Source organism: Bacillus sp. OV166, assembly GCF_900177675.1.
Classification (GTDB): domain Bacteria; phylum Bacillota; class Bacilli; order Bacillales; family Cytobacillaceae; genus Neobacillus.
In genome coordinates this window covers 5266727-5290703 of record NZ_FXWM01000001.1, presented here as the reverse complement: position 1 = coordinate 5290703, position 23977 = coordinate 5266727, and the positions used below count along the sequence as shown (strand labels likewise).

At 38.4% G+C, this 23977-nt stretch carries 28 protein-coding genes and 1 other RNA gene; 21 read left to right on the top strand and 8 right to left on the bottom strand.

What is annotated here, in order from left to right:
- Window positions 1–45: 45 nt before the first annotated feature.
- The 5 genes from CCK98_RS26060 to rarD all read left to right on the top strand — a co-directional run bounded on the left by CCK98_RS26060 (window position 46) and on the right by rarD (window position 5520).
- Entirely contained in the window at window positions 46–1188 is a 1143-nt protein-coding gene (locus tag CCK98_RS26060) for a cysteine desulfurase family protein (protein ID WP_088089261.1), read from the top strand.
- Window positions 1189–2394 carry a tRNA uracil 4-sulfurtransferase ThiI gene (gene thiI, locus CCK98_RS26055; protein ID WP_088089260.1) on the top strand — a complete coding sequence of 402 codons (1206 nt, stop codon included), beginning with the start codon at window positions 1189–1191 and terminating at the stop codon, window positions 2392–2394. It abuts the gene before it with no gap.
- Window positions 2395–2494: 100 nt separating this feature from the next.
- The gene (locus CCK98_RS26050; RefSeq protein WP_088089259.1) at window positions 2495–2701 is read left to right on the top strand and encodes an alpha/beta-type small acid-soluble spore protein; all 207 of its coding nucleotides are present in this window, start codon (window positions 2495–2497) and stop codon (window positions 2699–2701) included.
- 168 nt (window positions 2702–2869) lie between these two features.
- Window positions 2870–4456, top strand: a complete 1587-nt coding sequence (gene mbcS, locus CCK98_RS26045) for an acyl-CoA synthetase MbcS (protein WP_088089258.1) — start codon at window positions 2870–2872, stop codon at window positions 4454–4456.
- A gap of 131 nt (window positions 4457–4587) precedes the next feature.
- A complete protein-coding gene (rarD, locus tag CCK98_RS26040; protein ID WP_088089257.1) occupies window positions 4588–5520 on the top strand; it encodes an EamA family transporter RarD in 933 nt (310 codons plus the stop codon).
- A gap of 43 nt (window positions 5521–5563) precedes the next feature.
- Here rarD and CCK98_RS26035 read toward each other — a convergent pair whose 3' ends face one another.
- Window positions 5564–6367, bottom strand: a complete 804-nt coding sequence (locus CCK98_RS26035; RefSeq protein WP_088089256.1) for an NAD kinase — start codon at window positions 6365–6367, stop codon at window positions 5564–5566.
- A 167-nt stretch (window positions 6368–6534) separates the two neighbouring features.
- Here CCK98_RS26035 and sppA point away from each other — a divergent pair, with 167 nt between their 5' ends.
- From sppA to CCK98_RS25990, 9 genes are all read left to right on the top strand, one after another.
- The gene (gene sppA / locus CCK98_RS26030; RefSeq protein WP_088089255.1) at window positions 6535–7545 is read left to right on the top strand and encodes a signal peptide peptidase SppA; all 1011 of its coding nucleotides are present in this window, start codon (window positions 6535–6537) and stop codon (window positions 7543–7545) included.
- 12 nt (window positions 7546–7557) lie between these two features.
- The gene (locus CCK98_RS26025; RefSeq protein WP_088089254.1) at window positions 7558–8025 is read left to right on the top strand and encodes an RDD family protein; all 468 of its coding nucleotides are present in this window, start codon (window positions 7558–7560) and stop codon (window positions 8023–8025) included.
- A gap of 103 nt (window positions 8026–8128) precedes the next feature.
- Entirely contained in the window at window positions 8129–8800 is a 672-nt protein-coding gene (locus CCK98_RS26020) for a DUF2953 domain-containing protein (RefSeq protein WP_256942464.1), read from the top strand.
- A gap of 17 nt (window positions 8801–8817) precedes the next feature.
- Window positions 8818–9318: a GerW family sporulation protein gene (gene ytfJ / locus CCK98_RS26015; protein ID WP_088089252.1), complete on the top strand. Its 501-nt coding sequence runs from the start codon at window positions 8818–8820 to the stop codon at window positions 9316–9318.
- A gap of 194 nt (window positions 9319–9512) precedes the next feature.
- Window positions 9513–10013, top strand: coding sequence for a thiol peroxidase (tpx, locus tag CCK98_RS26010; RefSeq protein WP_088089251.1), 501 nt, complete (start codon window positions 9513–9515; stop codon window positions 10011–10013).
- A gap of 109 nt (window positions 10014–10122) precedes the next feature.
- Window positions 10123–11106 (top strand): class I SAM-dependent methyltransferase, encoded by a 984-nt coding sequence (locus CCK98_RS26005; protein ID WP_088089250.1) that lies wholly within the window; start codon window positions 10123–10125, stop codon window positions 11104–11106.
- Window positions 11107–11350: 244 nt separating this feature from the next.
- Complete coding sequence (locus CCK98_RS26000) at window positions 11351–12544, top strand: acetate kinase (protein WP_088089249.1); 1194 nt, start codon at window positions 11351–11353, stop codon at window positions 12542–12544.
- A gap of 111 nt (window positions 12545–12655) precedes the next feature.
- Entirely contained in the window at window positions 12656–13498 is an 843-nt protein-coding gene (locus tag CCK98_RS25995; RefSeq protein WP_088089248.1) for an EcsC family protein, read from the top strand.
- Window positions 13495–14007: a molybdenum cofactor biosynthesis protein B gene (locus tag CCK98_RS25990; protein ID WP_088089247.1), complete on the top strand. Its 513-nt coding sequence runs from the start codon at window positions 13495–13497 to the stop codon at window positions 14005–14007. Before CCK98_RS25995 ends, CCK98_RS25990 begins: the two co-directional genes overlap by 4 nt.
- Window positions 14008–14046: 39 nt before the next feature.
- On the opposite strand, the gene CCK98_RS25985 is transcribed toward CCK98_RS25990, so the two are convergent.
- Together CCK98_RS25985 and CCK98_RS25980 are read right to left on the bottom strand one after the other, a co-directional pair.
- Window positions 14047–14361 (bottom strand): hypothetical protein, encoded by a 315-nt coding sequence (locus CCK98_RS25985; protein WP_088089246.1) that lies wholly within the window; start codon window positions 14359–14361, stop codon window positions 14047–14049.
- 141 nt (window positions 14362–14502) lie between these two features.
- Complete coding sequence (locus tag CCK98_RS25980; RefSeq protein ID WP_088089245.1) at window positions 14503–14955, bottom strand: universal stress protein; 453 nt, start codon at window positions 14953–14955, stop codon at window positions 14503–14505.
- Window positions 14956–15060: 105 nt separating this feature from the next.
- Here CCK98_RS25980 and CCK98_RS35630 point away from each other — a divergent pair, with 105 nt between their 5' ends.
- The 3 genes from CCK98_RS35630 to ald all read left to right on the top strand — a co-directional run bounded on the left by CCK98_RS35630 (window position 15061) and on the right by ald (window position 17100).
- Window positions 15061–15219, top strand: a complete 159-nt coding sequence (locus tag CCK98_RS35630) for a hypothetical protein (RefSeq protein ID WP_179195929.1) — start codon at window positions 15061–15063, stop codon at window positions 15217–15219.
- 188 nt (window positions 15220–15407) lie between these two features.
- Entirely contained in the window at window positions 15408–15818 is a 411-nt protein-coding gene (locus tag CCK98_RS25975) for a hypothetical protein (RefSeq protein WP_179195928.1), read from the top strand.
- Between the two features lie 163 nt (window positions 15819–15981).
- Window positions 15982–17100, top strand: coding sequence for an alanine dehydrogenase (gene ald, locus CCK98_RS25970; protein WP_088089244.1), 1119 nt, complete (start codon window positions 15982–15984; stop codon window positions 17098–17100).
- A gap of 242 nt (window positions 17101–17342) precedes the next feature.
- Here ald and ssrS read toward each other — a convergent pair.
- Together ssrS and CCK98_RS25960 are read right to left on the bottom strand one after the other, a co-directional pair.
- Window positions 17343–17538, bottom strand: a non-coding RNA gene (gene ssrS / locus CCK98_RS25965) — 6S RNA.
- Between the two features lie 56 nt (window positions 17539–17594).
- Entirely contained in the window at window positions 17595–18692 is a 1098-nt protein-coding gene (locus tag CCK98_RS25960) for a Xaa-Pro peptidase family protein (RefSeq protein WP_088089243.1), read from the bottom strand.
- A 190-nt stretch (window positions 18693–18882) separates the two neighbouring features.
- Here CCK98_RS25960 and CCK98_RS25955 point away from each other — a divergent pair, with 190 nt between their 5' ends.
- The 3 genes from CCK98_RS25955 to CCK98_RS25945 all read left to right on the top strand — a co-directional run bounded on the left by CCK98_RS25955 (window position 18883) and on the right by CCK98_RS25945 (window position 21331).
- The gene (locus CCK98_RS25955) at window positions 18883–19563 is read left to right on the top strand and encodes a metal-dependent hydrolase (RefSeq protein WP_088089242.1); all 681 of its coding nucleotides are present in this window, start codon (window positions 18883–18885) and stop codon (window positions 19561–19563) included.
- Between the two features lie 84 nt (window positions 19564–19647).
- Window positions 19648–19887, top strand: a complete 240-nt coding sequence (locus CCK98_RS25950; RefSeq protein WP_088089241.1) for a hypothetical protein — start codon at window positions 19648–19650, stop codon at window positions 19885–19887.
- A 124-nt stretch (window positions 19888–20011) separates the two neighbouring features.
- Window positions 20012–21331, top strand: a complete 1320-nt coding sequence (locus tag CCK98_RS25945) for a CBS domain-containing protein (RefSeq protein ID WP_088089240.1) — start codon at window positions 20012–20014, stop codon at window positions 21329–21331.
- A 118-nt stretch (window positions 21332–21449) separates the two neighbouring features.
- On the opposite strand, the gene CCK98_RS25940 is transcribed toward CCK98_RS25945, so the two are convergent.
- Window positions 21450–21761 (bottom strand): YtpI family protein, encoded by a 312-nt coding sequence (locus CCK98_RS25940; RefSeq protein ID WP_088089239.1) that lies wholly within the window; start codon window positions 21759–21761, stop codon window positions 21450–21452.
- 97 nt (window positions 21762–21858) lie between these two features.
- Here CCK98_RS25940 and CCK98_RS25935 point away from each other — a divergent pair, with 97 nt between their 5' ends.
- A complete protein-coding gene (locus CCK98_RS25935; protein ID WP_088089238.1) occupies window positions 21859–22809 on the top strand; it encodes a bifunctional oligoribonuclease/PAP phosphatase NrnA in 951 nt (316 codons plus the stop codon).
- A gap of 174 nt (window positions 22810–22983) precedes the next feature.
- On the opposite strand, the gene ytrI is transcribed toward CCK98_RS25935, so the two are convergent.
- Window positions 22984–23484 carry a sporulation membrane protein YtrI gene (gene ytrI, locus CCK98_RS25930; protein WP_088089237.1) on the bottom strand — a complete coding sequence of 167 codons (501 nt, stop codon included), beginning with the start codon at window positions 23482–23484 and terminating at the stop codon, window positions 22984–22986.
- On the bottom strand, window positions 23481–23819 hold the full coding sequence (locus CCK98_RS25925; RefSeq protein ID WP_088089236.1) for a YtrH family sporulation protein: 339 nt from the start codon (window positions 23817–23819) through the stop codon (window positions 23481–23483). Before CCK98_RS25925 ends, ytrI begins: the two co-directional genes overlap by 4 nt.
- Window positions 23820–23977 lie beyond the last annotated feature (158 nt).

The following is a 23977-nucleotide window of genomic DNA, read 5'->3' as shown; positions in this document are numbered from 1 at the left end:
TCTTTATGATAAGATTTATTTTTGTAAGAGTTCGGAGGAGAAAAAATGATTTATTTTGATAATAGTGCAACGACAAAACCGTTTAAAGACGTTATAGATTCGTTTGTTACGGTGTCTAGTGAATATTATGGGAACCCTTCCTCACTACACAGTATGGGGGGACAGGCAGAGAAGCTGCTATCCCAGGCGCGGGATCAAGTAAGCAAGCTCTTAACAGTAAAGCCATCTGAAATTTATTTTACTTCCGGGGGCACGGAAGGAAATAATATAGCGATAAAGGGATCTGCTTTATTACATAAAAATAAGGGTCGGCACCTGATTACATCAAGTGTTGAACATCCATCAGTTAGAGCCGCAATGGAACAGCTTGAACAGGAGGGTTTTGAGATAACTTACTTGCCTGTTGACAGGTTTGGAAGAATTAATGTTTCGGATCTTGAAAAAGCGATAAGAAAAGATACCATTTTAATATCCATTATGCAGGTGAATAATGAAGTGGGGACGGTTCAGCCAATTAAAGAAATTGGAGACCTATTAAAAAAACATCCAATGATTTTATTTCATGTTGATGCAGTCCAAGGAATAGGAAAGATTCCCCTTTCTTTCTATAAAAACAGAGTGGATCTTTGTTCGATATCCGGTCATAAATTTCATGGCTTAAAAGGCACCGGTGCCCTTTTTATCCGTGAGGGTGTGAGACTTGCTCCATTATTTTCTGGCGGCAATCAGGAACGGAAGATTCGAAGCGGTACAGAAAATGTGGCAGGCGCCGTTGCAATGGCAAAGGCACTTAGGATGACATTAATGAAAGGCGAAGCAGAGATGGAACGAATGAAGAATATCCACAGCCTGCTCAGGAAGGGGTTAGCAGAAATAGAAGGTGTTCAAATTCATACACCTACTGAAAATGCAGCACCCCATATTTTAAATTTCTCATTAAAGGAAATAAAATCAGAAGTATTCATTCATTCACTTGAGCGGAAAGGTATCTTTGTATCCACCACAAGTGCATGTTCCTCAAAAAAGAAATCACCAAGTAAAACGCTTCTCGCAATGGGCGTTCATGAAACGCAAGCTGAAAGTGCCATCCGGATTAGTCTCTCATTTGAGAATACCAGAGAAGAGGCAATGACAGCTCTAGTTGCTTTTAAAGAATCCGCAAACCAATTACGAAAGGTTATGAAATAGATGGAATATGATCGTATACTCATTCGCTACGGTGAAATATCGACAAAAGGAAGAAATCGCAATCAATTTGTAGAAAAATTAAGAAAAAGTGTTAGACTTGCTCTTGCTCCCTTCCCAAAAATTAAAGTAGAAGCAAGCCGTGATCGGATGTATGTCTTATTAAATAGTGAAAGCAGCGAAGCAATTATTGGAAAATTAAAGAATATATTTGGAATCCAATCCTTTAGTCCGGCCATCAAGCTGGAAAGAGATATTGAGGTATTAAAACAGACTTCACTTGATATGATGCGCTCCCTATACAAGAAGGGTCAAACCTTCAAAATTACTCCGAAAAGATCTGATAAAACATTTGAGTTGGATACGGACGGAATTAACCACACCCTTGGCGGCCATTTGTTGCAGCATATTTCTGGACTCAAAGTGGATGTGAAAAATCCGGATATTAATTTACGGATTGAAGTCAGAAAAGAAGCGATTTACCTATCATGCGAAACCATACAGGGGGCAGGTGGACTACCGATTGGATCAAGTGGAAAAGCCATGCTCATGCTTTCTGGTGGAATTGACAGCCCTGTTGCCGGCTATATGGCAATGAAGAGGGGACTAGAAATCGAAGCGGTTCATTTTTTCAGCCCCCCATTTACAAGTGAACGATCAAAGGAAAAGGTCATTGACCTTTCAAAAAAACTGGCTGAAATATATGGATCGATGACCTTGCACATCGTCCCGTTTACTGATATTCAGCAAACAATTCGCGAACAAGTACCTGAAAATTATTCGATGACATCTACGAGAAGGATGATGCTTCGAATCACGGATGAGATTAGGAAAAAACATGAAGGTCTTGCTATAATTACCGGTGAAAGCCTCGGGCAGGTTGCGAGCCAGACGCTTGAGAGTATGTACGCAATCAATGATGTAACAAATACGCCTCTTTTGCGTCCATTGATTACGATGGATAAAACGGATATCATTAAAATCGCACAGGAAATTGATACACTTGAAATTTCGAATCGGCCGTTTGAGGATTGCTGTACCATCTTTGTCCCAGCTTCTCCAAAAACAAAGCCAAAAAGGGAAAAGGTTCAGCATTATGAAAGCTTCTTTGATTTCGAACCACTCATTCATGAAGCGGTGCAAGAGACAGAGACACTTGTAATTAAACCTGATGACAAGCAGCACTCAGAATTTAGTGAATTATTTTAAAAAGGTAAAATTCGAATATTTTGTGAACAATTACCAATTGTAATATAGAATGAAGCTTTTAAGTTCTACACATTCTATACTCACAAGGAGGTGATATCACATGGCAAACAACAACAACTCAAATCAATTATTGGTTCCTGGTGTTGAACAAGCTCTAAGCCAAATGAAATATGAAATTGCTTCTGAATTTGGTGTAAATCTTGGAGCTGACACTACTTCACGTGCCAACGGATCTGTTGGTGGTGAAATCACAAAGCGTCTAGTAGCAATGGCTGAATCTCAATTAGGCGGCGGATTCTCTCGTTAATAAAAAATTAATACGATGGCTACAGAGAGCGAGGGGCTTCCCTTCGCTCTCTTTTTTATGCTCAAGATAGTGAAAAATATTTTTAATTGAATAACAATTTAAAATTTTTAAATAATTTTGTATAATTAATTTTGTGGGATAAATACGAAAAAGTTAAGGGGGAGAAGTATGAAGCGGGAAGATTTAATTGCACCAGAAAAGTATAATCTTGTTTCTGAAATGGAGCGTTTTGCCAAAGAACCGAACAGAGTCGCATTGAAGTGGGAGAATGAGACTGGAGAGACAAAACAAGTTACATATCAGCAATTAATGAAGAAGGTTAACCAAGCTGGGAATGTTTTCGCCAAGAATGGTTTAAACAGGGGCGATGTGGTCCTTGTAATCGTGCCCCGTCTGATTGAAGCATATGTTGTTTATTTAGCCGCATTAAAAGCTGGAATGGTTGTCATTCCAAGCTCTGAAATGTTAAAGGAAAAAGACTTGAAGTATCGTATTACACACGGTGATGTTAAGGGGATCATTAGTTATTATCCATTCGTTGACCAATTTGAAAATATAACGGCACCACAAGCTTTGGTTAAATTTACCATCGGGGGGCCTGAAGAAGGCTGGATTCATTTGGACGAAGAGATGAAAGATGCATCAGAAGAATTGGTGCTCGCAGATATGTTTAGAGACGATATGGCATTTTTGTCCTATACCTCCGGCACAACGGGGAATCCTAAAGGGGTTGTTCATACGCACGGCTGGGCCTATGCTCATTTAAAAACAGCTGCGCCAAAGTGGCTTTGTATTGAAGATGGTGATACGGTTTGGGCAACTGCAGGTCCAGGCTGGCAAAAATGGATTTGGAGTCCCTTCCTATCGGTACTTGGCTCGGGAGGAACAGGATTAGTCTACAACGGAAAATTTGATCCGAAAAAATATTTGAGCCTCCTTCAAAAATATGATGTCAATGTCCTTTGTTGTACACCTACCGAATATCGATTAATGGCGAAGGTAGATAATTTAGCTGATTATCAATTGCCAAATCTTCATAGTGCGGTTTCAGCCGGTGAACCTTTAAATAGAGAGGTTATTAATACGTTTAGAAAGCATTTTAATATTGATGTCCGTGACGGTTATGGACAAACTGAAAATACCTTGCTAGTAGGGGTTACAAAAGGGATGGAATTGAAGTCTGGATCTATGGGCAAGCCGACACCTGGAAATAGAGTTGAAATCATTAACGAAGAAGGCCAGGTTTGTGCTGTCGGAGAAGTGGGCGATATTGCTGTCCATGTAGAAACTCCAGCTCTTTTCAAAAATTATTATAAAGATCCAGAAAGGACAGCAATGCAGTTCCTAGGTGACTATTATGTAACAGGCGATAAAGCCAAAATGGATCAAGATGGCTACTTCTGGTTTGAAGGCCGCAGTGATGATATTATCATTAGCTCAGGCTATACAATTGGACCATTTGAAGTGGAGGATGCGCTCGTTAAACATCCATTTGTTAAGGAATGCGCCGTCGTGGCAAGCCCTGATGAAATTCGTGGCTTTATTGTCAAAGCATTTGTGGTCTTACAAGAGGATATTGATTCAACGGACCCAGAATTAACAAAGAACTTGCAGGAGCATGTCAAAATACTTACAGCTCCATATAAGTACCCTAGAAAAATAGAATATTTGAGTGAACTTCCAAAAACAACCTCAGGGAAAATCCGTCGAATTGAACTCCGCAAAAAGGAACTCGAGGCGGCTAAACAAGTTTAGTTTAATATTTCAAGGAAGCAGGCGGAATTCCGTCTGCTTTTTATTGGAAGCAAAAAATTCCCCCTTTCACAATGTTTCGAGTTATAATAGAAATTATTTCGAAACTAGAAAGAATAGGGGCTCGAAAACAGATGAAAAAGACTGAAACGCAAAAAGGAGTCATTTATGCCGGCTTTTCTTACTTGCTGTGGGGATTATTGCCGATTTATTGGAAACTTTTAGACAATGTTAATGCCAAGGAAATTTTAGCGAGCCGTGTTTTATGGTCGTTTATTTTTATGATCATCATTCTCTTCCTAACCAAAAAATTAGGGCTATTTCTTCAAACCATTAAAGGGTTCACTAAGAATAAAAAACAAATGTATGCCCTGACGCTTGCCTCCTTATTGATAAGTGTGAATTGGTTCATATATATTTGGGCGGTTAATAGTGGTCATATGATTGAAGCTAGCCTTGGATATTATATCAATCCATTAATTAGTATTTTATTAGGTATGATTGTTCTTAAGGAAAAATTAACTATTTATCAATACGTCTCTTTCATTTTAGCTGCAATAGGGGTATTGATTATTTCCATTTCGCATGGTCAGTTTCCGTGGATTGCCATTTCTTTGGCCCTATCCTTTGGATTGTATGGTTTAGCGAAAAAGTTAATAAACGTTGATTTTGCAGTCGGATTAACATTAGAAACACTTGTTGTTACACCTGTTGCCGCCATCTATATTGGTTACTTATTTATGAATGGATCCAATTCCTTTATAACATCAGGAATCCAAACCGATCTGCTTTTAATCGGTGCTGGAGTTGCAACAGCAGTGCCGCTTCTTTATTTTGCAAAAGGAGCACAAAAAATTCCCCTATCTTTATTAGGATTTCTCCAATATATTGCACCTACATTAACCTTATTATTAGGGGTATTTATCTATCATGAACATTTTTCAAAAATACAACTTCTGTCCTTTATGTTCATCTGGTCCGCGTTAACAATTTATTCCCTTTCAAAAACAAAACTATTGTCTCCACAATGGTTACATTTGCGAAAAGAAAAGAGCACGAGCATATAATGAAAAAACCTTATCGCTGACATAGGATAAGGTTTTTTTAGCTTTATAAAAAAGTCCGTTTCACTTTTTCCCAGAAGGAGTTGTCTTTTAGTTTGAGTGTTTTTAACTTTCTATCACTTATTCTTATGCTGATTTTCTCAACGTGTCGAATGCTTAATGCTTCATTATCCATCCCCATGGTTGGATGATCATTGCCTTCGGATATTACTTTGAGTGTAAGTGTCCTTTCATTTCCAACAATAAAGGAGGAACCTAATGTCCGGTAACTGTTTGTATTTAGGGATGCTACTTCACTAACCTGCATGCAGGGTAGAAGGGGGTCAACAATCGACCCGTTCACCGATTTGTTATAAGCAGTACTTCCAGTTGGTGTGGCAACAATTAGTCCATCCCCGCGGAAAGTTTCTAAATGGAGCTGGTTAATAAAGACATCTACCACTAGTGTCTTTATGATTGAAGAGCGGATGCTGAATTCGTTTAAGCAAGGAAAAGTACCTTGCCCATCAACAGAAACCTCAATTAGCGGATACCGACGGACTTTTATATTTTCATTTGTAATAATAACTTCAATCATTTTTGAAATATCATTAATTCGGAAATCACAATACATATTCAAACTATCATTGGTTGAAATCCCCATATAAAGGCAATCATCACGGAAGCCTGTTTTCCTAACAGCTTGTAGAAATGTGCCGTCATCACCTACACTGGCAATAATATTAGCGTTTCGGTAATCGCTGACAATCGTAAAACCATACCGGTTTGCAACTTCCACTAGAGGCGCTACCTTTGAAAGCATGTCAGCATCCCGTTTGTGATAAAAGTAAATATTACGTCTGTTTGCCATTTTATGTACCCCCTGTAAAAAGATAGATAATTGTAACATGATTATCCAACCCATAAATAATCTTTGGTAAAATAATGTTAGTCTGAAATTAGTTTAGCATTTTATAGAAACAATATAAAAGCAGGACATAAATTTTAGACAAAAGAAAAAGGGGGACTTACATTTCTATGAATGGAAAACGGTGGGCCGCTTTAGGGATTGCGGCAGCGTTATTTTTTGTTTCTGTGGTAATTAATTTTTTATCTGCTACTGCTTTTAAAGGAATACAAACTGATTTTACCGACTTTATGGCATCAGCTGAGCAGCCTTTTACGGAAGAGGTTGTCAAAGAAGGCAACCAATTAAAGAAAATAGTGATTCTCGATGTAAATGGTGTCATTCAGGACACAGGGGAATCAGCTTCTTTGCTTGGAAGTTCAGGCTATAATCATCAGGATTTTATGAAAAAGTTAAACTACATAAACGAAGATGATTCTGTAAAAGGGATAATAGTAAAGGTCAACTCACCGGGCGGCGGCGTGGTTGAAAGTGCAGAGATTCACGATAAGCTAGTTGAAATTCAAAGAAACAGTAAAAAACCAGTCTATATATCAATGGGTTCAATGGCAGCGTCAGGAGGATATTATATTTCAACTGCTGCAAAAAAGATTTATGCAAGTCCTGAGACGATGACGGGCAGCCTAGGGGTTATTATGGAAGGCGTCAATTATGAAGGTCTTGCTGATAAGTATGGGGTTGATTTTGTCACCATAAAAAGCGGCAAGCATAAGGACATAATGAGCCCAACAAGAAAAATGACAGATGAAGAACGGCAAATATTACAGTCGATGATTAATAATTCCTATGAAGGATTTGTTAAAGTGATTTCTGAAGGGCGTAACTTGCCAGTCGCCCAGGTGAAAAAAATTGCTGACGGCCGTGTTTACGATGGACGACAAGCAAAGAATTTACACCTAATTGATGGATTTGGCTACTTAGACGATGTAGTGAAGCTTATGAAAAAACAAGAAAAGCTCAAAGGTGCGCAGGTGGTCCGTTATTCAGATTCTCTTGGTTTGGGTTCCTTATTTACTATGCAGGCAAAGAAATTAATGGGTGAAAACGTTGAAATGGCTGGATTAATGCAAATACTTTCGAAGCCGAATTCTCCACGTCTCATGTATCTGTATGCAGAATAGGGGGTCTAATTAATGGAAATAAATGAATATCAAGAAACCACGACTGACGGAAAGGAAAATTATACAGTTCGTTATGCGGGCTTCTGGATGCGCTTTTGGGCGTATCTGCTTGATTTAGTGGTCGTAGGAAGCATTGTACGGCTGCTAATTAAACCTATATTTCGATTATTGGATATTCCTTTATCAGAAACCAATATGTTTGCGCCAGTATCCATTTCATCGGCGGTCATCTTTTATTTATATTTCGTCTTGATGACAAAATATTTTAATCAAACCCTTGGGAAAATGGTGTTTGGATTGAAGGTAGTCGATTTAAAAAATAATCAATTGACTTGGGGAACCATTCTCTTTCGTGAATGGATTGGCCGATTTATATCGGCAACGATTATCTTCGGATATATCATTGTCGCTTTTTTACCAAAAAAACAGGGCTTGCATGATCTCTTCACTGACACGACAGTTATCCATGTGGAACGGTGAAAATAAACCTATCAACAATTGTTGGTAGGTTTATTTTTTTGTATAAAAGCAAATACTACCCGCTGAAAGGTTGTGATTGAAATTGTTTTGGGTGCTCCTGGTTTTGTCCATTCTATTGCTCTTATTCATTCTCATTCTTTTTACTAAATTAACGATCCTTATTAATTATTATCATCATAATGACAACGACGAGCTAAAGATAAAATTAAAGATATGGTTCGGGTTAATAAAATATACAATTAATGTTCCGTTAATAAAAGTGGATGATAATTCTCCTAGCATAGTTGTAGAAAGTAATACTAAAATGGGCGATTCCGCAGGAGAATCAACTAAAAAAGGCTCGAATCAAATCACAACTGAAGATGTGGAGACTAATTTATCAAATGCCAAAAAATTACTTAATCATGTGTTCGGATTACATCGTATTGTCAGGAAATTTTTTCGGAAGGTCACAATGAAAGGCTTAGAATGGAATACGCTGATTGGTCTAGGAGATGCGGCGCACACAGGGACAATTACCGGAGCAATATGGGCCTTTAAGGGGAGCATCATAGGGCTTCTCAGTCAGTATTTCAAACTTAAAGAAATGCCCAAAATAACGGTTACCCCACACTTTCAAGCAGCCGTAATTCAAACAAGATTTACATGTATTATTCAGTTTCGTATCGGGTATGCTATTCTAGCAGGATTAAAACTGTTTAGATTCTGGAAGGGCGGACTTCCGCACTTTAAAAAGAAAACTAATTTTGCAAATGATAAAACAAAATCCGTTTGAAAAAGGAGGAAACAGCCATGTCTGACCACCCAATTCAAGGTTTGATGACAACTGCAATGGAAAGTTTGAAAGAAATGATTGACGTTAATACGATTATAGGGGACCCAGTTGAGACCCCAGACGGCAGTGTTATTTTGACAGTATCGAAAGTAGGCTTTGGATTTGCTGCAGGTGGTAGTGAATTTAAGCTCGAAGGATCTCAAAGTCAAGGTCAAGGACAAGGACAAGGAAAAGAACAAGGTCAAGGACAAAGTAAAGGTTCATCCCATCCATTTGGGGGAGGGAGCGGGGGCGGTGTTTCTATTACCCCAATTGCTTTTTTAATTGTCAACTCTCATGGAGTTAAAATGCTTCACCTAGATGAAAGCACCCATTTGTATGAGAAAATACTTGAACTTGCTCCATCAGCGATTGATAAAATTCAGCAAATGTTCTCAAAAAAGGACCAAGGCCAACAGCAAAATAGTTCGCAAGGGTCTAAAAACGAGCATAAACCAAAAGAAGAGCTTGAATTATAGTTGGAAAGGTTAATCTTCCAGAGGATTAGGAAGGTTAACTTTTTTCATGTAGCTAAACAGACGCTTATGATTTTCGATTAAGTCTAAATAATTGCAAAATAGATTTTGAAAAGATATATTTACACTGTACATATTTGAAGTGAAGTGGTTTACAACAATCGCTTGAACTTGGATACGACAAAGGAGGATGTATTATGGCAAATGTAACATTTAAAGGAAACCCAATTACTCTATTAGGCAATGAAGTAAAGGTAGGGGACAAAGCGCCTAACTTCACAGTCCTAGCGAATGACTTATCAGCAGTAACATTAGAGAATACAAAGGGTCAAGTGCGTTTAATTACTTCCGTCCCATCTTTGGATACGGGTGTGTGTGATGCAGAAACACGCCGGTTTAATGAAGAAGCAAACAGCTTAGGCAACGTGAAAATTTTAACTGTAAGCATGGACTTACCATTTGCACAAAAGCGCTGGTGTGCTGCAAGCGGAATAGAAAATGTTCAAACGTTATCTGATCACCGTGACCTATCATTTGGAGAAGCATATGGGGTTGCTATCCAAGAATTAAGACTACTGGCTCGTGCTGTATTTGTTGTTGATTCAAATGATACAGTGACATATGTTGAGTATGTTAGTGAAGCAACAAACCACCCTAACTACGAAGCAGCAATTGAAGCTGCAAAGGCTGCAAAATAGTAAAGCAGAAGGCCTCGGTATTGAGAGGCCTTTTTGTTTGGTTAAAACTTGTATAAAATAGCTATACTCGATTAAAATGGATAAGGAATTTAAAGAGGGAGGGGAAAAGATGAACGTTTCTCCAGTAGAACAACTTTTTACGCTATTTAATGAAACAGCACTTCTTTTACAGGAAGAACTTAATTGTACATATTTAGAGGCACTTGCAGAAACTGGCGAGAATTTATTTCATGGCTCTATCCTTCAGGCTGAGGTCAGCGAACTAACAGAAAAAAGGATTAAGAAACAATATGAACAGATCAATTTAAACAAATTTTCAAACGAGGAACTTCGAAAGGCATATCAGCTTGTCATTTTAAAAGGGATGAAAGAAAGTGTTCAGCCTAACCATCAAATGACACCTGATACAGTGGGGATACTTGTCGGTTATTTAGTAAATAGATTTATGAAACAGTCAACATTCCGCTTGCTTGACCCAGCTGTAGGAACCGGTAATTTGTTAACAACTGTATTAAATCACCTGCAAAAAAAAGTAGATTCTGTCGGTGTGGAGATTGATGACCTGTTAATTAAGCTTGCCTATGTTAATGCAAATTTACAAGAGCACCCTATTCAACTCTTCAATCAAGACAGCCTTGAGCCACTGCTTATCGACCCCGTAGATGCGGTCATCGGTGATTTACCTGTTGGATATTATCCGAATGATGTCAGAGCAGCGGAGTATCAAGTTAAGGCAGATGAGGGACATACCTATTCCCATCATTTATTCATTGAGCAAAGTGTCATGTATACAGCACCTGGTGGGTATTTATTCTTTATTATTCCTAATGGTTTATTTGAAAGTGAACAAGCCTCTCAACTAAGTGAATTCTTTAAAGAGCATGTCATTGTGCAAGGATTGTTACAATTACCTACGAGCATGTTTAATAATAAAAACACAGCTAAGAGTATCATCATCCTTCAAAAAAAGGGTTTAGGCGTGCTACCGCCAAAGCAGGCATTACTTGTCGATTTGCCTAGCCTTTCGAATGCAGTAGAAATGGATAAAATAATATCTAAAATGGAAAAATGGTTCCAAGAGAACAAAGGATGAACAGGGTTTAAACCTTGCTCATCCTTTGTTTCTGAGTGTTATAAATCTTATAAAATTACCGAAATATGTGAATATATTAACATTCGTAATGTAAACGCTGCCATGTGAATTATACCTTGAAATATAATATACACAATGATTAAATGAGTAAGGAAATAATCAAGAGCGGTTTGAGCAAAATAATGTTGAACTAACAAAAATAACTCCAAACCAGTGTTGTTATATAAAAGGAGCGGTAACAAAAATGGCAAAAATTATTGCAATTAATGCAGGAAGCTCTTCCTTGAAGTTTCAATTGTTTGAAATGCCAAGCGAAGATGTTATTACAAAAGGATTAATTGAAAGAATCGGTTTGAAGGATTCGATTTTTAATATTACAGTAAATGGAGAAAAAGTCCAAGAAATCAGTGATATTCCTGATCATGAAGTCGCGGTTAAAATGCTTTTGGATAAACTAACCACCTTAGGGATTATCAAATCACTTGATGAGATTGTCGGAATGGGACACCGAGTAGTCCATGGTGGTGAAACATTTAATGACTCAGTGCTTATCACAGATGAAGTATTAAAGAAAATTGATGAATTATCAGAACTTGCACCTTTGCATAACCCAGCAAATCTTACAGGAATTAAAGCTTTCATGAGTGTGCTCCCAAATGTTCCTGCAGTAGCTGTTTTTGATACGGCTTTCCACCAAACGATGCCAGATAGTTCTTACCTGTATAGCCTGCCAATGGAGTATTACGAAAAGTATGGCATTCGTAAGTATGGCTTTCATGGAACATCACATAAATATGTTTCACAACGTGCTGCAGAGTTACTAGGTCGACCCGTTGAACAACTTCGCCTTATTTCGTGTCATTTAGGGAATGGAGCAAGTATTGCTGCGATTGAAAGTGGTATGTCGATTGATACATCTATGGGCTTCACACCACTTGCAGGGGTAACGATGGGAACTCGCTCAGGTAATATTGACCCTGCACTCATTCCTTATATTATGGAAAAAACAAATAAAACAGCGGATGAAGTACTTGATGTTTTGAATAAAAAGAGTGGTATGCTCGCTATGTCAGGCTTCTCTAGTGATTTAAGGGATATTGAAATCGAAGCTAAAAAGGGTAATGACCGCGCTCAACTTGCTCTAGATGTATTTGCAAACCGTATCCATAAATACATCGGTTCCTATGCTTCAAGAATGAATGGTGTAGATGCAATTATTTTCACAGCTGGTATCGGTGAAAATAGTGATACGATTAGGGAGAAGATCTTAAGAGGCCTTGAATTTATGGGTGTTTATTGGGACCCTGCTTTGAACAAAGTGAGAGGCGAAGAAACATTCATAAACTATCCACACTCACCAGTTAAAGTATTAATTATACCGACTAATGAAGAAGTAATGATTGCTAGAGACGTCGTTCGATTAGCAAATACTCATTAATAAACAGAAGGCAAAAGCTAATTTAATGGCTTTTGCCTTTTGCCTTTTTATCCTTTTATTTCATTGTGATATACTGGAAATAGAAAGCCTTGCTGTGGAGGGGAATCGATCATGCCATTAACAGACCGTGAAGCAAAGGTCTTGAATGAAATACAGAATTGGGAAAGAAATTTACGTGATTTTGAGCCCAATGATTTCCAATTAACTTATGAAAAATATCTGCAACAATCATTCTTATTATTACCTGAAAAGGTTCAACGGCAATTCTTTACTGTTATTGATAGTTGGCTGTTTCATTTACATAATATGATACAAGGCTCGCAGCTTCAGATGGATGCAAAGGAGAGAATTCTTTCTGCGGGTAGGATATTCCATAAAGACTTAGATAAAGTAGAAGACTTACGCCAATTAAAAATTGAGCAATTACAATACATTGCAGAGCAGCAAATTGCGAGGCATCGTCTTTACTCTTTTGCTCAAGGTGGTTTAGCTGGGACTGGTGGTCCACTTCTTCTAAGCACAGACATACCAGCAATAGCCGTTATTAATTTAAGGGCTGTTCAATTAATTGCAATGACCTATGGGATTGAGGTTAATACCCCGTTTGAAATGATGACCTCTCTGAAGGTGTTTCATACGGCAACATTGCCGCCAAGGCTTCAACTAGAGGGATGGACCTCGTTGATGGATGAATTGGAGAATCGGGATGACTATTATTTTTATAAAGGAAATGAAGAAATTATAGATATTACATGGATTGAACAGCCAGTGCAGCAACTATTGAAAGCGTTGGTTATTACATTGTTTCGAAAAAAGATGATACAAGGTATCCCGCTTGTCAGTATGGCGATTGGTGCTGGCTCTAATTATCAGTTAACGAGAAAGGTAACTGATTTAGCCCATAAATATTACCAACTTCGCTACCTAAAAGAAAAAGAGGAGTTTGTTGGATGAGTACTCAAGAACATAAAAAGGAATCCCCAAGGACGGTTAATTGTAAAGTAATCACAGTTAGTGATACCAGAAATAGCGAAACAGACAAAAGTGGTAAACTGATGATGGACCTGCTTGAACAAGCTGGTCACAAAATTATAGATTACGTAATTGTAAAAGATGAGGCCGCACCAATTCATGATGAAATAGTAAAGGGCTGTTCAAAAGAAGTAATTGATGTCATTTTAACAAATGGCGGCACAGGGATTGCTAAGCGAGACGTAACGATAGAAACCGTACAAAATCTACTAGATAAAGAAATTGTTGGATTTGGAGAATTGTTCAGGATGTTGAGCTATCAAGACGATATTGGCAGCGCTGCAATTCTTTCAAGGGCCATTGCGGGTGTGATAAAAAATAAAGCCGTATTCTCCACTCCAGGCTCAACTGGTGCAGTGAAACTAGCGATGAATAAATTAATTTTACCTGAACTTGGCCATGTAGTGAGAGAAATACAAAAAGACCTTTAATAGAGAAAACTCCCTTTTTCGATGGAGAAAGGGAGTTTTTTATTGATGGACTTTTGTTGAAAGAACTTCGTTTGCTCGGTACCATAGCCATAAATCATTAATAATCGAAGCTAGTTCCGCAATTTCGGTGTTCAGTTGACAGGAGCGAGGGAAATTACTTTCATTCGAAAGAAGTGCTTGTTTCTGATTAATTTGGATTTCTAGTTCTCCAATCCGGTCCGGGATAGAGCCGCGAACTTGTTCCCAATATAAGAGAATCTCTTCCTGTGTTTCTATGCTGTAATCAGCCAATTCCATTGTTAAATCGGGGAGCTCGATACCAAGACGATCATCAAATGAAAAATATTCTTTCATATAGTTGCCTCCAATCTGTTTATTAGTATTTTATTATACTATACATATATAAACCATTCTCTACAAACCTATTTTTAAGGTAAATTTAGTGTATAAAAAAGCACGAAGCATCATTGCTGCGTGCTTTTGAAAACTTCATATTTATTCGGAATCTTTGTCTGTGCGTACGACGAGAACGTCACAAGCTGCATATCGGGTGATATGTTCAGAAACACTGCCGATAAAGAACCTTTCCACTACATTTAATCCAGTAGCACCGCAGAGAATTAAATCAACATTGTGTTTCTTAGCCAGATCTCTAGGAATTCTTATTTTAGGAGAGCCGTAGTCTATTTCATATTGCACTTTTGTTAATCCTGCATCCTCCGCTTGTTTTAGATAATTTTCAAGCATATCTTTTGCAAGCTTTTCTGCCCGATCACCAATAACTGTATCGTAAGCCTCAATTAATGTAAACGTCCTAGTGTCAATAACATGGACTAATAATAGGGTGGCATCATTTCTTTTGGCAATTTCAATTCCCTTTTTAAAAGCCCAATCTGCTTCTTTTGACCCATCAATAGCGACTAAAATATTCTGATATTGAAGTCCCATGATTTATCATCTCCTTACTTAAATTATACATTATTTAACAAGGAATAACTGTTGCAATTTTTCGAACAATATAAAGGTAGTTTACAAAGGAAAGGAGATTGTCGGATGGTAAACCATGACCAGAATAAAAAGTATTTGTTTGAGTTTGACGAAAAGGGTACGATTGAAGTAAGCCAACAAATTATGAATTCGTATAATAGTGGTTTTATTGGCGAAGGAACAGCACTTGCTGAAAGTAATGATTTTGCTGGTACTGAGAGTTAAATGGTGTAGTAATGTGGGACTGTCCTAAATAAGGGACAGTTTTTTTTATTGAATTAGAAGGCACTTGTGCCTCTTGTTCTTGGACAAATGTCTTGGAATTTTTGTAAATACGGGCAAATACCCAAGAATATGTTTTTGTATATGCATATTCTTTAGTGTGTCATTTAATTAGAATGAGGAGGAGAATTATGAGTACAGAAATGTATGGAATGCCTAATAACATTGATTTGCACTATGATGTGAATCCTGCAGATGAAAGGATTCATGGTGGATTCGGTCACGGAGGTTTCGGACACTTTGGTGGATTTGGCCGTCCAGGATTTGGATTTGGTGGATTCGGCCGTCCAGGATTTGGATTTGGTGGATTTGGTCGTCCAGGATTTGGATTTGGTGGTTTCGGTCGTCCAGGATTTGGATTTGGTGGATTCGGCAGACCATTTGGATTTGGCTTTGGCAGACCATTTGGATTTGGATTCGGGTTCCCATTCTTAACTGGGTTAGCTGCAGGTGCCTTATTATCTCCAGGCTACGGATATGGTTACGGATATCCTTACTATCCGCCATACCCATACCCATACCCTTATTATCCTTATTATTAATGAATCATAAAAACATAGGCTTTGCCATAATCGGCAAAGCTTTTGCTATATTTTTTTGTGGAAATCAAATGACTATTTGTTATCATCAACTAGGATGAAAAAGGTTATAATAAAATTGGCATGGTCTATTTTTCTATGAATAATAATACTTGGAGGGAAACACATGCGGATCGGAGTACCTACGGAAATCAAAAATAATGAAAACCGTGTAGCCATGACACCTGCTGGAGTGGTCAATTTGGTGAAATTTGGTCATGAGGTTTTTATTGAAAAAGGAGCAGGGCTAGGCTCAGGTTTTTTAAATGAGGATTATGAAACTGCTGGTGCGAAATTAGTAGATACAGCAGAAGAAGCATGGTCCATGGAAATGGTGATGAAGGTTAAAGAACCGCTTCCTAGCGAATATAAATACTTCCGAGAAGGCTTAATATTATTTACATACTTACATCTTGCACCTGAACCAGAATTAACCAAAGCATTGATTGATAAAAAAGTAGTGGGTATAGCCTATGAAACGGTTCAGTTACCTAATAGAAGTTTACCATTATTAACACCGATGAGTGAGGTCGCTGGAAGAATGGCTGCTCAAATTGGTGCTCAATTCCTTGAGAAGGTTCATGGAGGGATGGGTATTCTTCTATCCGGAGTCCCAGGAGTCCAAAGAGGAACAGTAACTATTATTGGCGGCGGTGTGGCTGGAACGAATGCGGCTAAAATGGCGATTGGTTTAGGCGCAAAAGTGACCATTATTGATTTAAATCCAGATCGACTTCGTCAATTAGATGATATTTTTGGATCCGATGTGACAACCTTAATGTCCAATCCTTATAATATTGCCGAAGCTGTAAGGGAGTCGGATTTGGTCATTGGTGCTGTTCTTATTCCAGGGGCGAAAGCACCGAAACTTGTAACGGAAGCGATGATTCAATCCATGAAACCTGGCAGTGTCGTTGTCGATATTGCAATCGACCAAGGTGGAATTTTTGAAACAACTGATCGGATTACTACTCATGATAATCCAACTTATGTGAAGCATGATGTTGTCCATTATGCTGTTGCCAATATGCCTGGTGCAGTACCAAGAACATCAACCATTGCGCTAACAAACGTAACCGTACCATATGCGGTTCAAATTGCCAACAAGGGGTACAAACAAGCATGTCTCAGCAATGAAGCATTATTGAAGGGTATCAACACACTAGGCGGGTATGTGACTTATGAAGCAGTCGCAGACGCACACGGGCTTGGATTTTTAGATACCAAAACATTGTTGGAAAAATAATGATTAACTAGCAAGGAGGAGGGACGGATATGTCCCTCCTCCTTTTTATAAAGGGTGATTCTACGTGCCCGAAAAGAGCCAGTACCAGAGAAAAGGGTAACGTAGAGAGGTTCTACGTGACTGAAAAGAGCCAGGAACTTTGAAATTGGGCACATTTGGCGTAAAAAGTCTAAAATTATTAACAAAGCATTTAATAAAAATAAAACCAGCTCCTAAAAAGGAACTGGTTTTATAAAACTAAATATGTAGCCGCATTTGCCGTATTAATATAAGAAAGTTTTAAACCACCACTCCTCAAAGTGGGTGTTCTCAGAAACTTTTCTGCATGTCCTCCAGGTCTTATAGACAGAGGCTTGTCATTCGAGCTCCAATGGTTAAACTCCCTTTTACAGCTTAAAGGTTAAAACTTTATTATGACTACGAACAACGCAGCTTGTATTTATATAATATATCAACTCTTCACAGATTTCAATGTAAAAAAAGTCCAAAAGAAATTATTTAATGATCTGTAACTCTTTTGGGAATTTTGTTAGGACCTTTGCCCCGTCTGCGGTAATAAACAAATCGTCTTCAATGCGAACACCAGCCACATTTGGTACATAGATACCTGGTTCAATCGTGTATACCATACCTTCTTCAATAATAAGGTCATTTGTCTCGGTTAGAGATGGGTATTCATGCACGCTTATCCCGAGGCCATGCCCAAGGCGGTGTGGAAAATACTCTCCGAATCCGGCTTCAGCAATGATTCGACGGGCAGTTAAGTCCACTTCGGCTGCACGAACCCCTGGTTTGCTTGCTTCAATGGCAGCAAGCTGGGCTTTTAATACGGTGTCATAGATTTCCTTTTGCTTGTCATTAATGTCCCCATAAGCAACCGTTCTAGTGATATCAGAACAATACCTGTCAACGACCACTCCCAAATCAAATAAAACAAGATCGCCTTTTTGAATTTTTGTTTCTCCAGGGTTTCCATGAGGGGAAGCTGCATTTGCCCCAGTAAGCACCATTGTCGAAAACGACATTTCGGTCACACCCTTTTGTTTTAGGGCGTATTCTAAGGCATTAAGTATTTCCAACTCCGTTTTGCCTTCCTTGATTTCACTAGCACCGAATTCAACTGCGTAATCGGCAAGGGCACAGGCCTCTTCAATAATTTTTAATTCCTTGGCATCTTTAATCATGCGAAGTATTTGTAACTTTTCTTCTGCAGAAACAAATGATGCCTGCGGGAATAACTTTGAGAGTTGTTCATAACGTTCCACATTCATATGCTCTTTTTCAATAGCTGCTTTTGCCACATGGTTTATTCTTTTATTGATGGAATTTAGAATCATTTCCCATGGATTGTCAATGTCGCTATAGCCGAGAATTTCATAGTCCCAGCCAGAACGTTTGGCATCATGGACTTCCATTCCAGGGCAGACAAGGAATGGCTCGTGCGTCTGAAAAACAGCCAGTGCAAGCAAGCGTTCATGTGGATTGGTGTAATATCCGCTTAAATAAAATACATTCTCTGATGAGGTTAGGAAGCTAACTTCAATATCGTTTTCTCTCATCCATGTTTGAAGCTTAGTTAATCGCTGATTCATTTTACTCCCCCTATGTAATTCATGTCCTATGATGAGATTATCAATTAAAACTTGAAATGTAAACTAACTGACCACCTTTTACTTCTCCTTGCTTAAAATCAATATATTAGGATTAAACTAGAGATATGGAAGGAATTACAGTTATTGTATGGAAGTATATACTATATGAAAACCGAGAGGAGCAAGTCTAATGAAAATTTCGTATCATGGACATTCAGTTGTACAAATTCAAACAAACGGGAAAACCATCTTAATTGACCCCTTCATAAATGGTAATCAATTGACGGACTTGAAAGTGGAGGAACTAAGACCAGATGTCATTATTTTATCGCATGGTCACAATGACCATGTCGGGGATACGGTCGAGCTGGCAAAGAAAAATAACTCCCTTGTCGTTGCTAACCACGAAATATCTACCTACTTAAGCTGGCAGGGAGTTAATACCCATGGCATGCACATTGGTGGTGCCCATCAATTTGAGTTTGGCAAAGTTAAACTAACTCAGGCCTTTCATGGATCAAGCTTTACAACAGAAAATAATGAACTCATCTATTGCGGCATGCCTGCTGGAATCTTATTTATGAATGAAGGAAAGACGATTTATCATGCTGGTGATACGGGGTTATTTTCAGATATGAAGTTGATTGGTGAGCGCCATCCGATTGAAGTAGCCTTCCTGCCCATAGGTGATAATTTTACAATGGGGCCTGAAGATGCAGCATACGCAGCCATGCTGTTAAAAGCTAAAACAGTTGTGCCGATCCACTACAATACCTTCCCGCCAATCAAACAAGACCCGTTCAAGTTTATTGAGTTGCTGGAAGATAAAAATGGTAAAGTACTCCAACCAGGCGAAGCCATCGAAATTTAATTGATCTTGGGTGATTTACATACTTTTTTCCCTCCACTATGCATAAATATGGAACAAGCAGTCTTTTAGGGGGAGGAAATAAAATTGAAAAAGAACAGATATTTACTTTGCCTGTTACTCTGTGGCATCTTGCTTTATTATGGAGCACCAAGATTATCGATTTATGCTGATGGGGCTCAAGGGATATTTTCATTAGCCTGGCTCTCATTTGCCTTAATCGTTATCGCTGGAAATCTTACTGGCCTTCTTTATAGCCCCAAAAAGCAAGGACATAAACTTCAATCGGAGCGACGATCTAGGAAGAAATCTAGGTTCTATCATTGAGAATTAAGAGTAATGTGAGAATCCACATTGAATCAAGGCTTTCAACACTCTATAATAAAAATTATATGTAATCCGGGTTATTCTAAATAGAATAATTGGAATTTGACTATAAAGGGTGAAGGTCTTGGCCACTAAGCATGAACAAATATTACAATATATTGATCGTCTCCCTATTGGAGAAAAGATATCTGTCAGACAAATTGCCAAGGCGATGTCTGTCAGTGAAGGTACAGCCTACCGTGCGATTAAAGAAGCGGAAAACAAAGGATATGTAAGTACCATCGAACGAGTTGGAACGATTAGAATAGAACGGAAAAAGAAAGAGAATATTGAAAAACTTACTTTTGCTGAGGTAGTAAATATTGTTGATGGTCAGGTATTGGGCGGAAGAACGGGCTTGCATAAAACCCTAAATAAATTTGTTATTGGTGCCATGAAATTAGAAGCCATGATGCGCTATACTGAGGCTGGTAACCTATTAATAGTCGGGAACCGGACTCAGGCGCATGAACTTGCTTTAAAAGCTGGAGCCGCTGTGCTCATAACCGGTGGATTTGATGCTGACGATCATATCAAAAAGCTAGCAGATAAACTAGAAATACCGGTCATTTCAACGAGCTATGATACGTTTACGGTCGCAACCATGATTAACCGGGCGATTTATGACCAATTAATCAAAAAAGAAATTATTTTAGTCGAAGATATTTTAACCCCTCTTGCTGATACTTTTTATCTAAAAACGTCGGATAGGGTGTCAAAATGGCATGAATTTAATCAAGAAACTGCACACAGCCGCTACCCAGTTGTTGACCAAAACATGAAGATTCAAGGGATGGTGACAAGTAAGGACATTTTAGGTCAGGATTTAGAAGCATCCATCGATAAAATTATGACCAAGCACCCCATGTCGGTAAATGGGAAGACAAGTGTGGCTTCAACTGCACATACCATGGTCTGGGAAGGAATTGAAGTACTTCCTGTTACAGATGACTCAAACCGTTTGGAAGGTATTATTAGCAGGCAGGATGTTTTAAAAGCATTACAAATGAACCAGCGGCAGCCACAGGTCGGGGAAACTCTCGACGATATCGTTACAAATCAAATGGTATTAATGCAGGGAAAAGCAAAAGGAGAAGAGGTTTACTCTTGCGAAGTAACCCCACAAATGACCAACCAACTTGGAACAATCTCTTACGGTGTGTTTACAACGATTGTCTCTGATGCAGCAAACCGGGTATTACGGAGCTATAAAAAAGGCGATCTTGTCGTTGAAAATATGACTATATACTTTATTAAACCTGTTCAAATGGAGAGTGTATTAGAAATTTATCCGAAAGTACTTGAAGTTGGACGTAAATTTGGAAAAGTGGATGTAGAAGTTTTCAATGAAGGAATATTAGTTGGAAAAGCAATGATGATGTGTCAATTGCTTGATAGGAACTAGAAAAGCGGAAGCGCCTGTTTAGCGAAGTACACTAGCCGCTGGGCGCTGGAGCTGGACAATTATCAAAGTTATATACTTTAAAAAAGCCGCTTCACCAATGGAGAAGCGGCTTCTATATTTATTTTTGCAGTTCAAAATTTTTTGCTTCCTCGATTGCGAATGGAAGGTAATGTTTATATTTTTTGAAACCGATCCAGCTAAATAGTGCTCCATAAACAATAAATACTGCGGCAACTATATACATAACCGTTGTTTCGGAAATAAATAGCATGTGATTAACTCCAAATAAAAAGACAAAAAGCCCTAAGGCAATATTTGATTTAGCAGCAAGCCATTTCTTTTCTACTAAACGGTTGCTTCTGAAGTATTTTGTTTTATAAAATAGATAGAAAGCAAATAGTATAGCAATTAATACAACCAGTACAAACATATTATTTCCTCCAAGTATAGAAAATCTTCTATTATTGTAACTGTAAAAACAAAAAAATACCACATTTGGTTTATTAGTTGGTAAAGGAGCATTGCACATGATTGAGCAGATTTTAGCAGAGATTGAACAATTTGAAACCATCATTATTCATCGTCACGTCCGTCCAGATCCTGATGCCTACGGTTCACAAGGTGGATTGGCAGCGATTCTTCAAGAATCCTACCCGAATAAAAAGATTTATGCCGTTGGTCTAGAGGAACCAACCCTTCATTACATGCGCAGGCTTGATGTGATTGAAGATGAAGTATATAAGGGTGCATTAGTGATCGTTTGTGATACCGCAAATGCTGAAAGGATTTGTGACAAGCGTTATTCTCTGGGTGAAAAGTTAATAAAAATTGATCATCATCCAAATGAGGACCCGTATGGTGATTTATTATGGGTGGATACAAGCGCTAGCTCGTGCAGCGAAATGATTTATGAATTTTATTTAAACGGAAAAGACAAAGGGCTAAAAATGAATGATGCAGCAGCGAGATTGTTATACGCTGGAATTGTCGGTGATACTGGAAGATTTCTTTTTCCGAGTACGACGGAAAAAACACTGGGGTATGCTGGGGAATTAATTCATTACAATTTTTCACGGACTGAGCTATTTGACAAGATGTATGAATTGGATACCAATATCATTAAATTAAACGGTTTTATACTCCAAAATTTTGAGTTACAGAATAACGGTGTTGCCTCCGTTAAGCTAACAAAAGAACTATTACAAGAATACAATGCAAAACCCGCAGAGGCATCCCTCTTAGTTGGAACATTAGGAAATGTAAAAGGAATAAAGGCGTGGGTTTTCTTCATCGAGGAAGCCGAACAGATAAGGGTACGTCTGCGTTCAAAGGGTCCTGTCATCAATGGAGTCGCAAGGAAGTTCAAAGGCGGGGGGCATCCACTTGCATCAGGAGCATCCATCTATTCTTGGAACGAAGTGGACGATGTATTGAAAGCACTTGACGAAGTATGTGAAAATTATTCTTTTAAAAAATAGGATGAGTTAAAGTCATTGTTGATTTTATAGCCAAGTTGATTGGAGCGGAAGGCGCGAAGACTCCCCGGACCCGCCCGCGAACCGCAAAACCCTGGAGCGGAAATCAACAGCTAAGTTTAACTGAGCCAACAAATAGAAAAATCGGCCCTCGTGAGAGTGAGGGTCGATTTTTTATTATTCAAACTGAATCTCTAATTGGATCGATAGGTTTGTATAAAAAACCATTTCTTTAACCTTTAGTTTATACCTTTTATCATTGATTTTAATTGGTTTATTTTCAATAATTTTTTTCAAAAGGTCCTTACTTTTGTAGACTGTTTCGATATCTTTTGCAATCATCATGCTAATATCATCTCTAACCGAGTCTTCTGTCTCCAATACACTTAAAGAATCAAGTTTATATTTTTCCCAGTTTGTAATTCTAATGTTGATTTTCTGGACTGTAAGCTGTTCAATATTTCGCTTATTAATTTCTTTATATTCTTCCTGCCAAATTTTTTTCTCTCCGTTTAAGTCAATAATTTCCTTCGCTTGTGTCCGAATTAATTCGGTGTTCTTTTCCTGCCAAACCCCATAAATATATAAAAAAATACACCAGCTAATCACACCACCTACGGCCATTCCTCCAAAAAAACGCTGCCAGGAAGGTCTTCGATATAATGGCGGGATTCTCATGATGAGATATGCTCCTGGGTTAACCAATTAATCAGGAGGGCACCAGTCTGGGCCCCGCCTAAGGCAGAGAGTATTAATAAAAATTGTTTGAAAAGATCCTTTGTATTCGCATCAAACAAACCTCTTTCAAACGTATAAACCGCGTCAAATGTCCCGCCAATCGCAGAAACAATCGCCCAAATTCGAAGCGCTGATGATAAGCGGTAAACGGTCGTTAGCGGTGGCTGTCCGGTTAGAAATGAGGCTATACCACCAATAAGCGAACCACCAAGCACCACACCTAAGGCAATAAAGTAGCTTTCTATAAAAGCAGGAAAAAAACCAATTTCTTTCATCTCGTCAACCGCCCTTATCCATAATCAATCCCAATACTCATTTATATGGACAAACAATTACAAATATGTTTTTAAAAATAGGCAGAGTTAAAGGTCATTGTTGATTTTATAGCCAGTTGATTGGAGCGAAGCACCTAGAGCGGAAATCAACAGCCAAG

Coding starts and splice junctions, on each gene's coding strand:
- CCK98_RS26050 (WP_088089259.1), top strand. CDS start 2,495: ATGGCAAACAACAACAACTCAAATCAATTATTGGTTCCTGGTGTTGAA.
- CCK98_RS26005 (WP_088089250.1), top strand. CDS start 10,123: ATGAACGTTTCTCCAGTAGAACAACTTTTTACGCTATTTAATGAAACA.
- CCK98_RS25935 (WP_088089238.1), top strand. CDS start 21,859: ATGATTGAGCAGATTTTAGCAGAGATTGAACAATTTGAAACCATCATT.
- CCK98_RS25960 (WP_088089243.1), bottom strand. CDS start 18,692: ATGAATCAGCGATTAACTAAGCTTCAAACATGGATGAGAGAAAACGAT.
- CCK98_RS26025 (WP_088089254.1), top strand. CDS start 7,558: ATGGAAATAAATGAATATCAAGAAACCACGACTGACGGAAAGGAAAAT.
- CCK98_RS25940 (WP_088089239.1), bottom strand. CDS start 21,761: ATGTTTGTACTGGTTGTATTAATTGCTATACTATTTGCTTTCTATCTA.
- CCK98_RS25980 (WP_088089245.1), bottom strand. CDS start 14,955: ATGGGACTTCAATATCAGAATATTTTAGTCGCTATTGATGGGTCAAAA.
- CCK98_RS25995 (WP_088089248.1), top strand. CDS start 12,656: ATGCCATTAACAGACCGTGAAGCAAAGGTCTTGAATGAAATACAGAAT.
- thiI (WP_088089260.1), top strand. CDS start 1,189: ATGGAATATGATCGTATACTCATTCGCTACGGTGAAATATCGACAAAA.
- CCK98_RS25990 (WP_088089247.1), top strand. CDS start 13,495: ATGAGTACTCAAGAACATAAAAAGGAATCCCCAAGGACGGTTAATTGT.
- CCK98_RS26060 (WP_088089261.1), top strand. CDS start 46: ATGATTTATTTTGATAATAGTGCAACGACAAAACCGTTTAAAGACGTT.
- CCK98_RS25925 (WP_088089236.1), bottom strand. CDS start 23,819: ATGAAAGAAATTGGTTTTTTTCCTGCTTTTATAGAAAGCTACTTTATT.
- ytrI (WP_088089237.1), bottom strand. CDS start 23,484: ATGAGAATCCCGCCATTATATCGAAGACCTTCCTGGCAGCGTTTTTTT.
- CCK98_RS25985 (WP_088089246.1), bottom strand. CDS start 14,361: ATGAAAGAATATTTTTCATTTGATGATCGTCTTGGTATCGAGCTCCCC.
- CCK98_RS26000 (WP_088089249.1), top strand. CDS start 11,351: ATGGCAAAAATTATTGCAATTAATGCAGGAAGCTCTTCCTTGAAGTTT.
- tpx (WP_088089251.1), top strand. CDS start 9,513: ATGGCAAATGTAACATTTAAAGGAAACCCAATTACTCTATTAGGCAAT.
- ald (WP_088089244.1), top strand. CDS start 15,982: ATGCGGATCGGAGTACCTACGGAAATCAAAAATAATGAAAACCGTGTA.
- ytfJ (WP_088089252.1), top strand. CDS start 8,818: ATGTCTGACCACCCAATTCAAGGTTTGATGACAACTGCAATGGAAAGT.
- CCK98_RS26035 (WP_088089256.1), bottom strand. CDS start 6,367: ATGGCAAACAGACGTAATATTTACTTTTATCACAAACGGGATGCTGAC.
- sppA (WP_088089255.1), top strand. CDS start 6,535: ATGAATGGAAAACGGTGGGCCGCTTTAGGGATTGCGGCAGCGTTATTT.
- rarD (WP_088089257.1), top strand. CDS start 4,588: ATGAAAAAGACTGAAACGCAAAAAGGAGTCATTTATGCCGGCTTTTCT.
- CCK98_RS25975 (WP_179195928.1), top strand. CDS start 15,408: ATGAGTACAGAAATGTATGGAATGCCTAATAACATTGATTTGCACTAT.
- CCK98_RS35630 (WP_179195929.1), top strand. CDS start 15,061: ATGGTAAACCATGACCAGAATAAAAAGTATTTGTTTGAGTTTGACGAA.
- mbcS (WP_088089258.1), top strand. CDS start 2,870: ATGAAGCGGGAAGATTTAATTGCACCAGAAAAGTATAATCTTGTTTCT.
- CCK98_RS25955 (WP_088089242.1), top strand. CDS start 18,883: ATGAAAATTTCGTATCATGGACATTCAGTTGTACAAATTCAAACAAAC.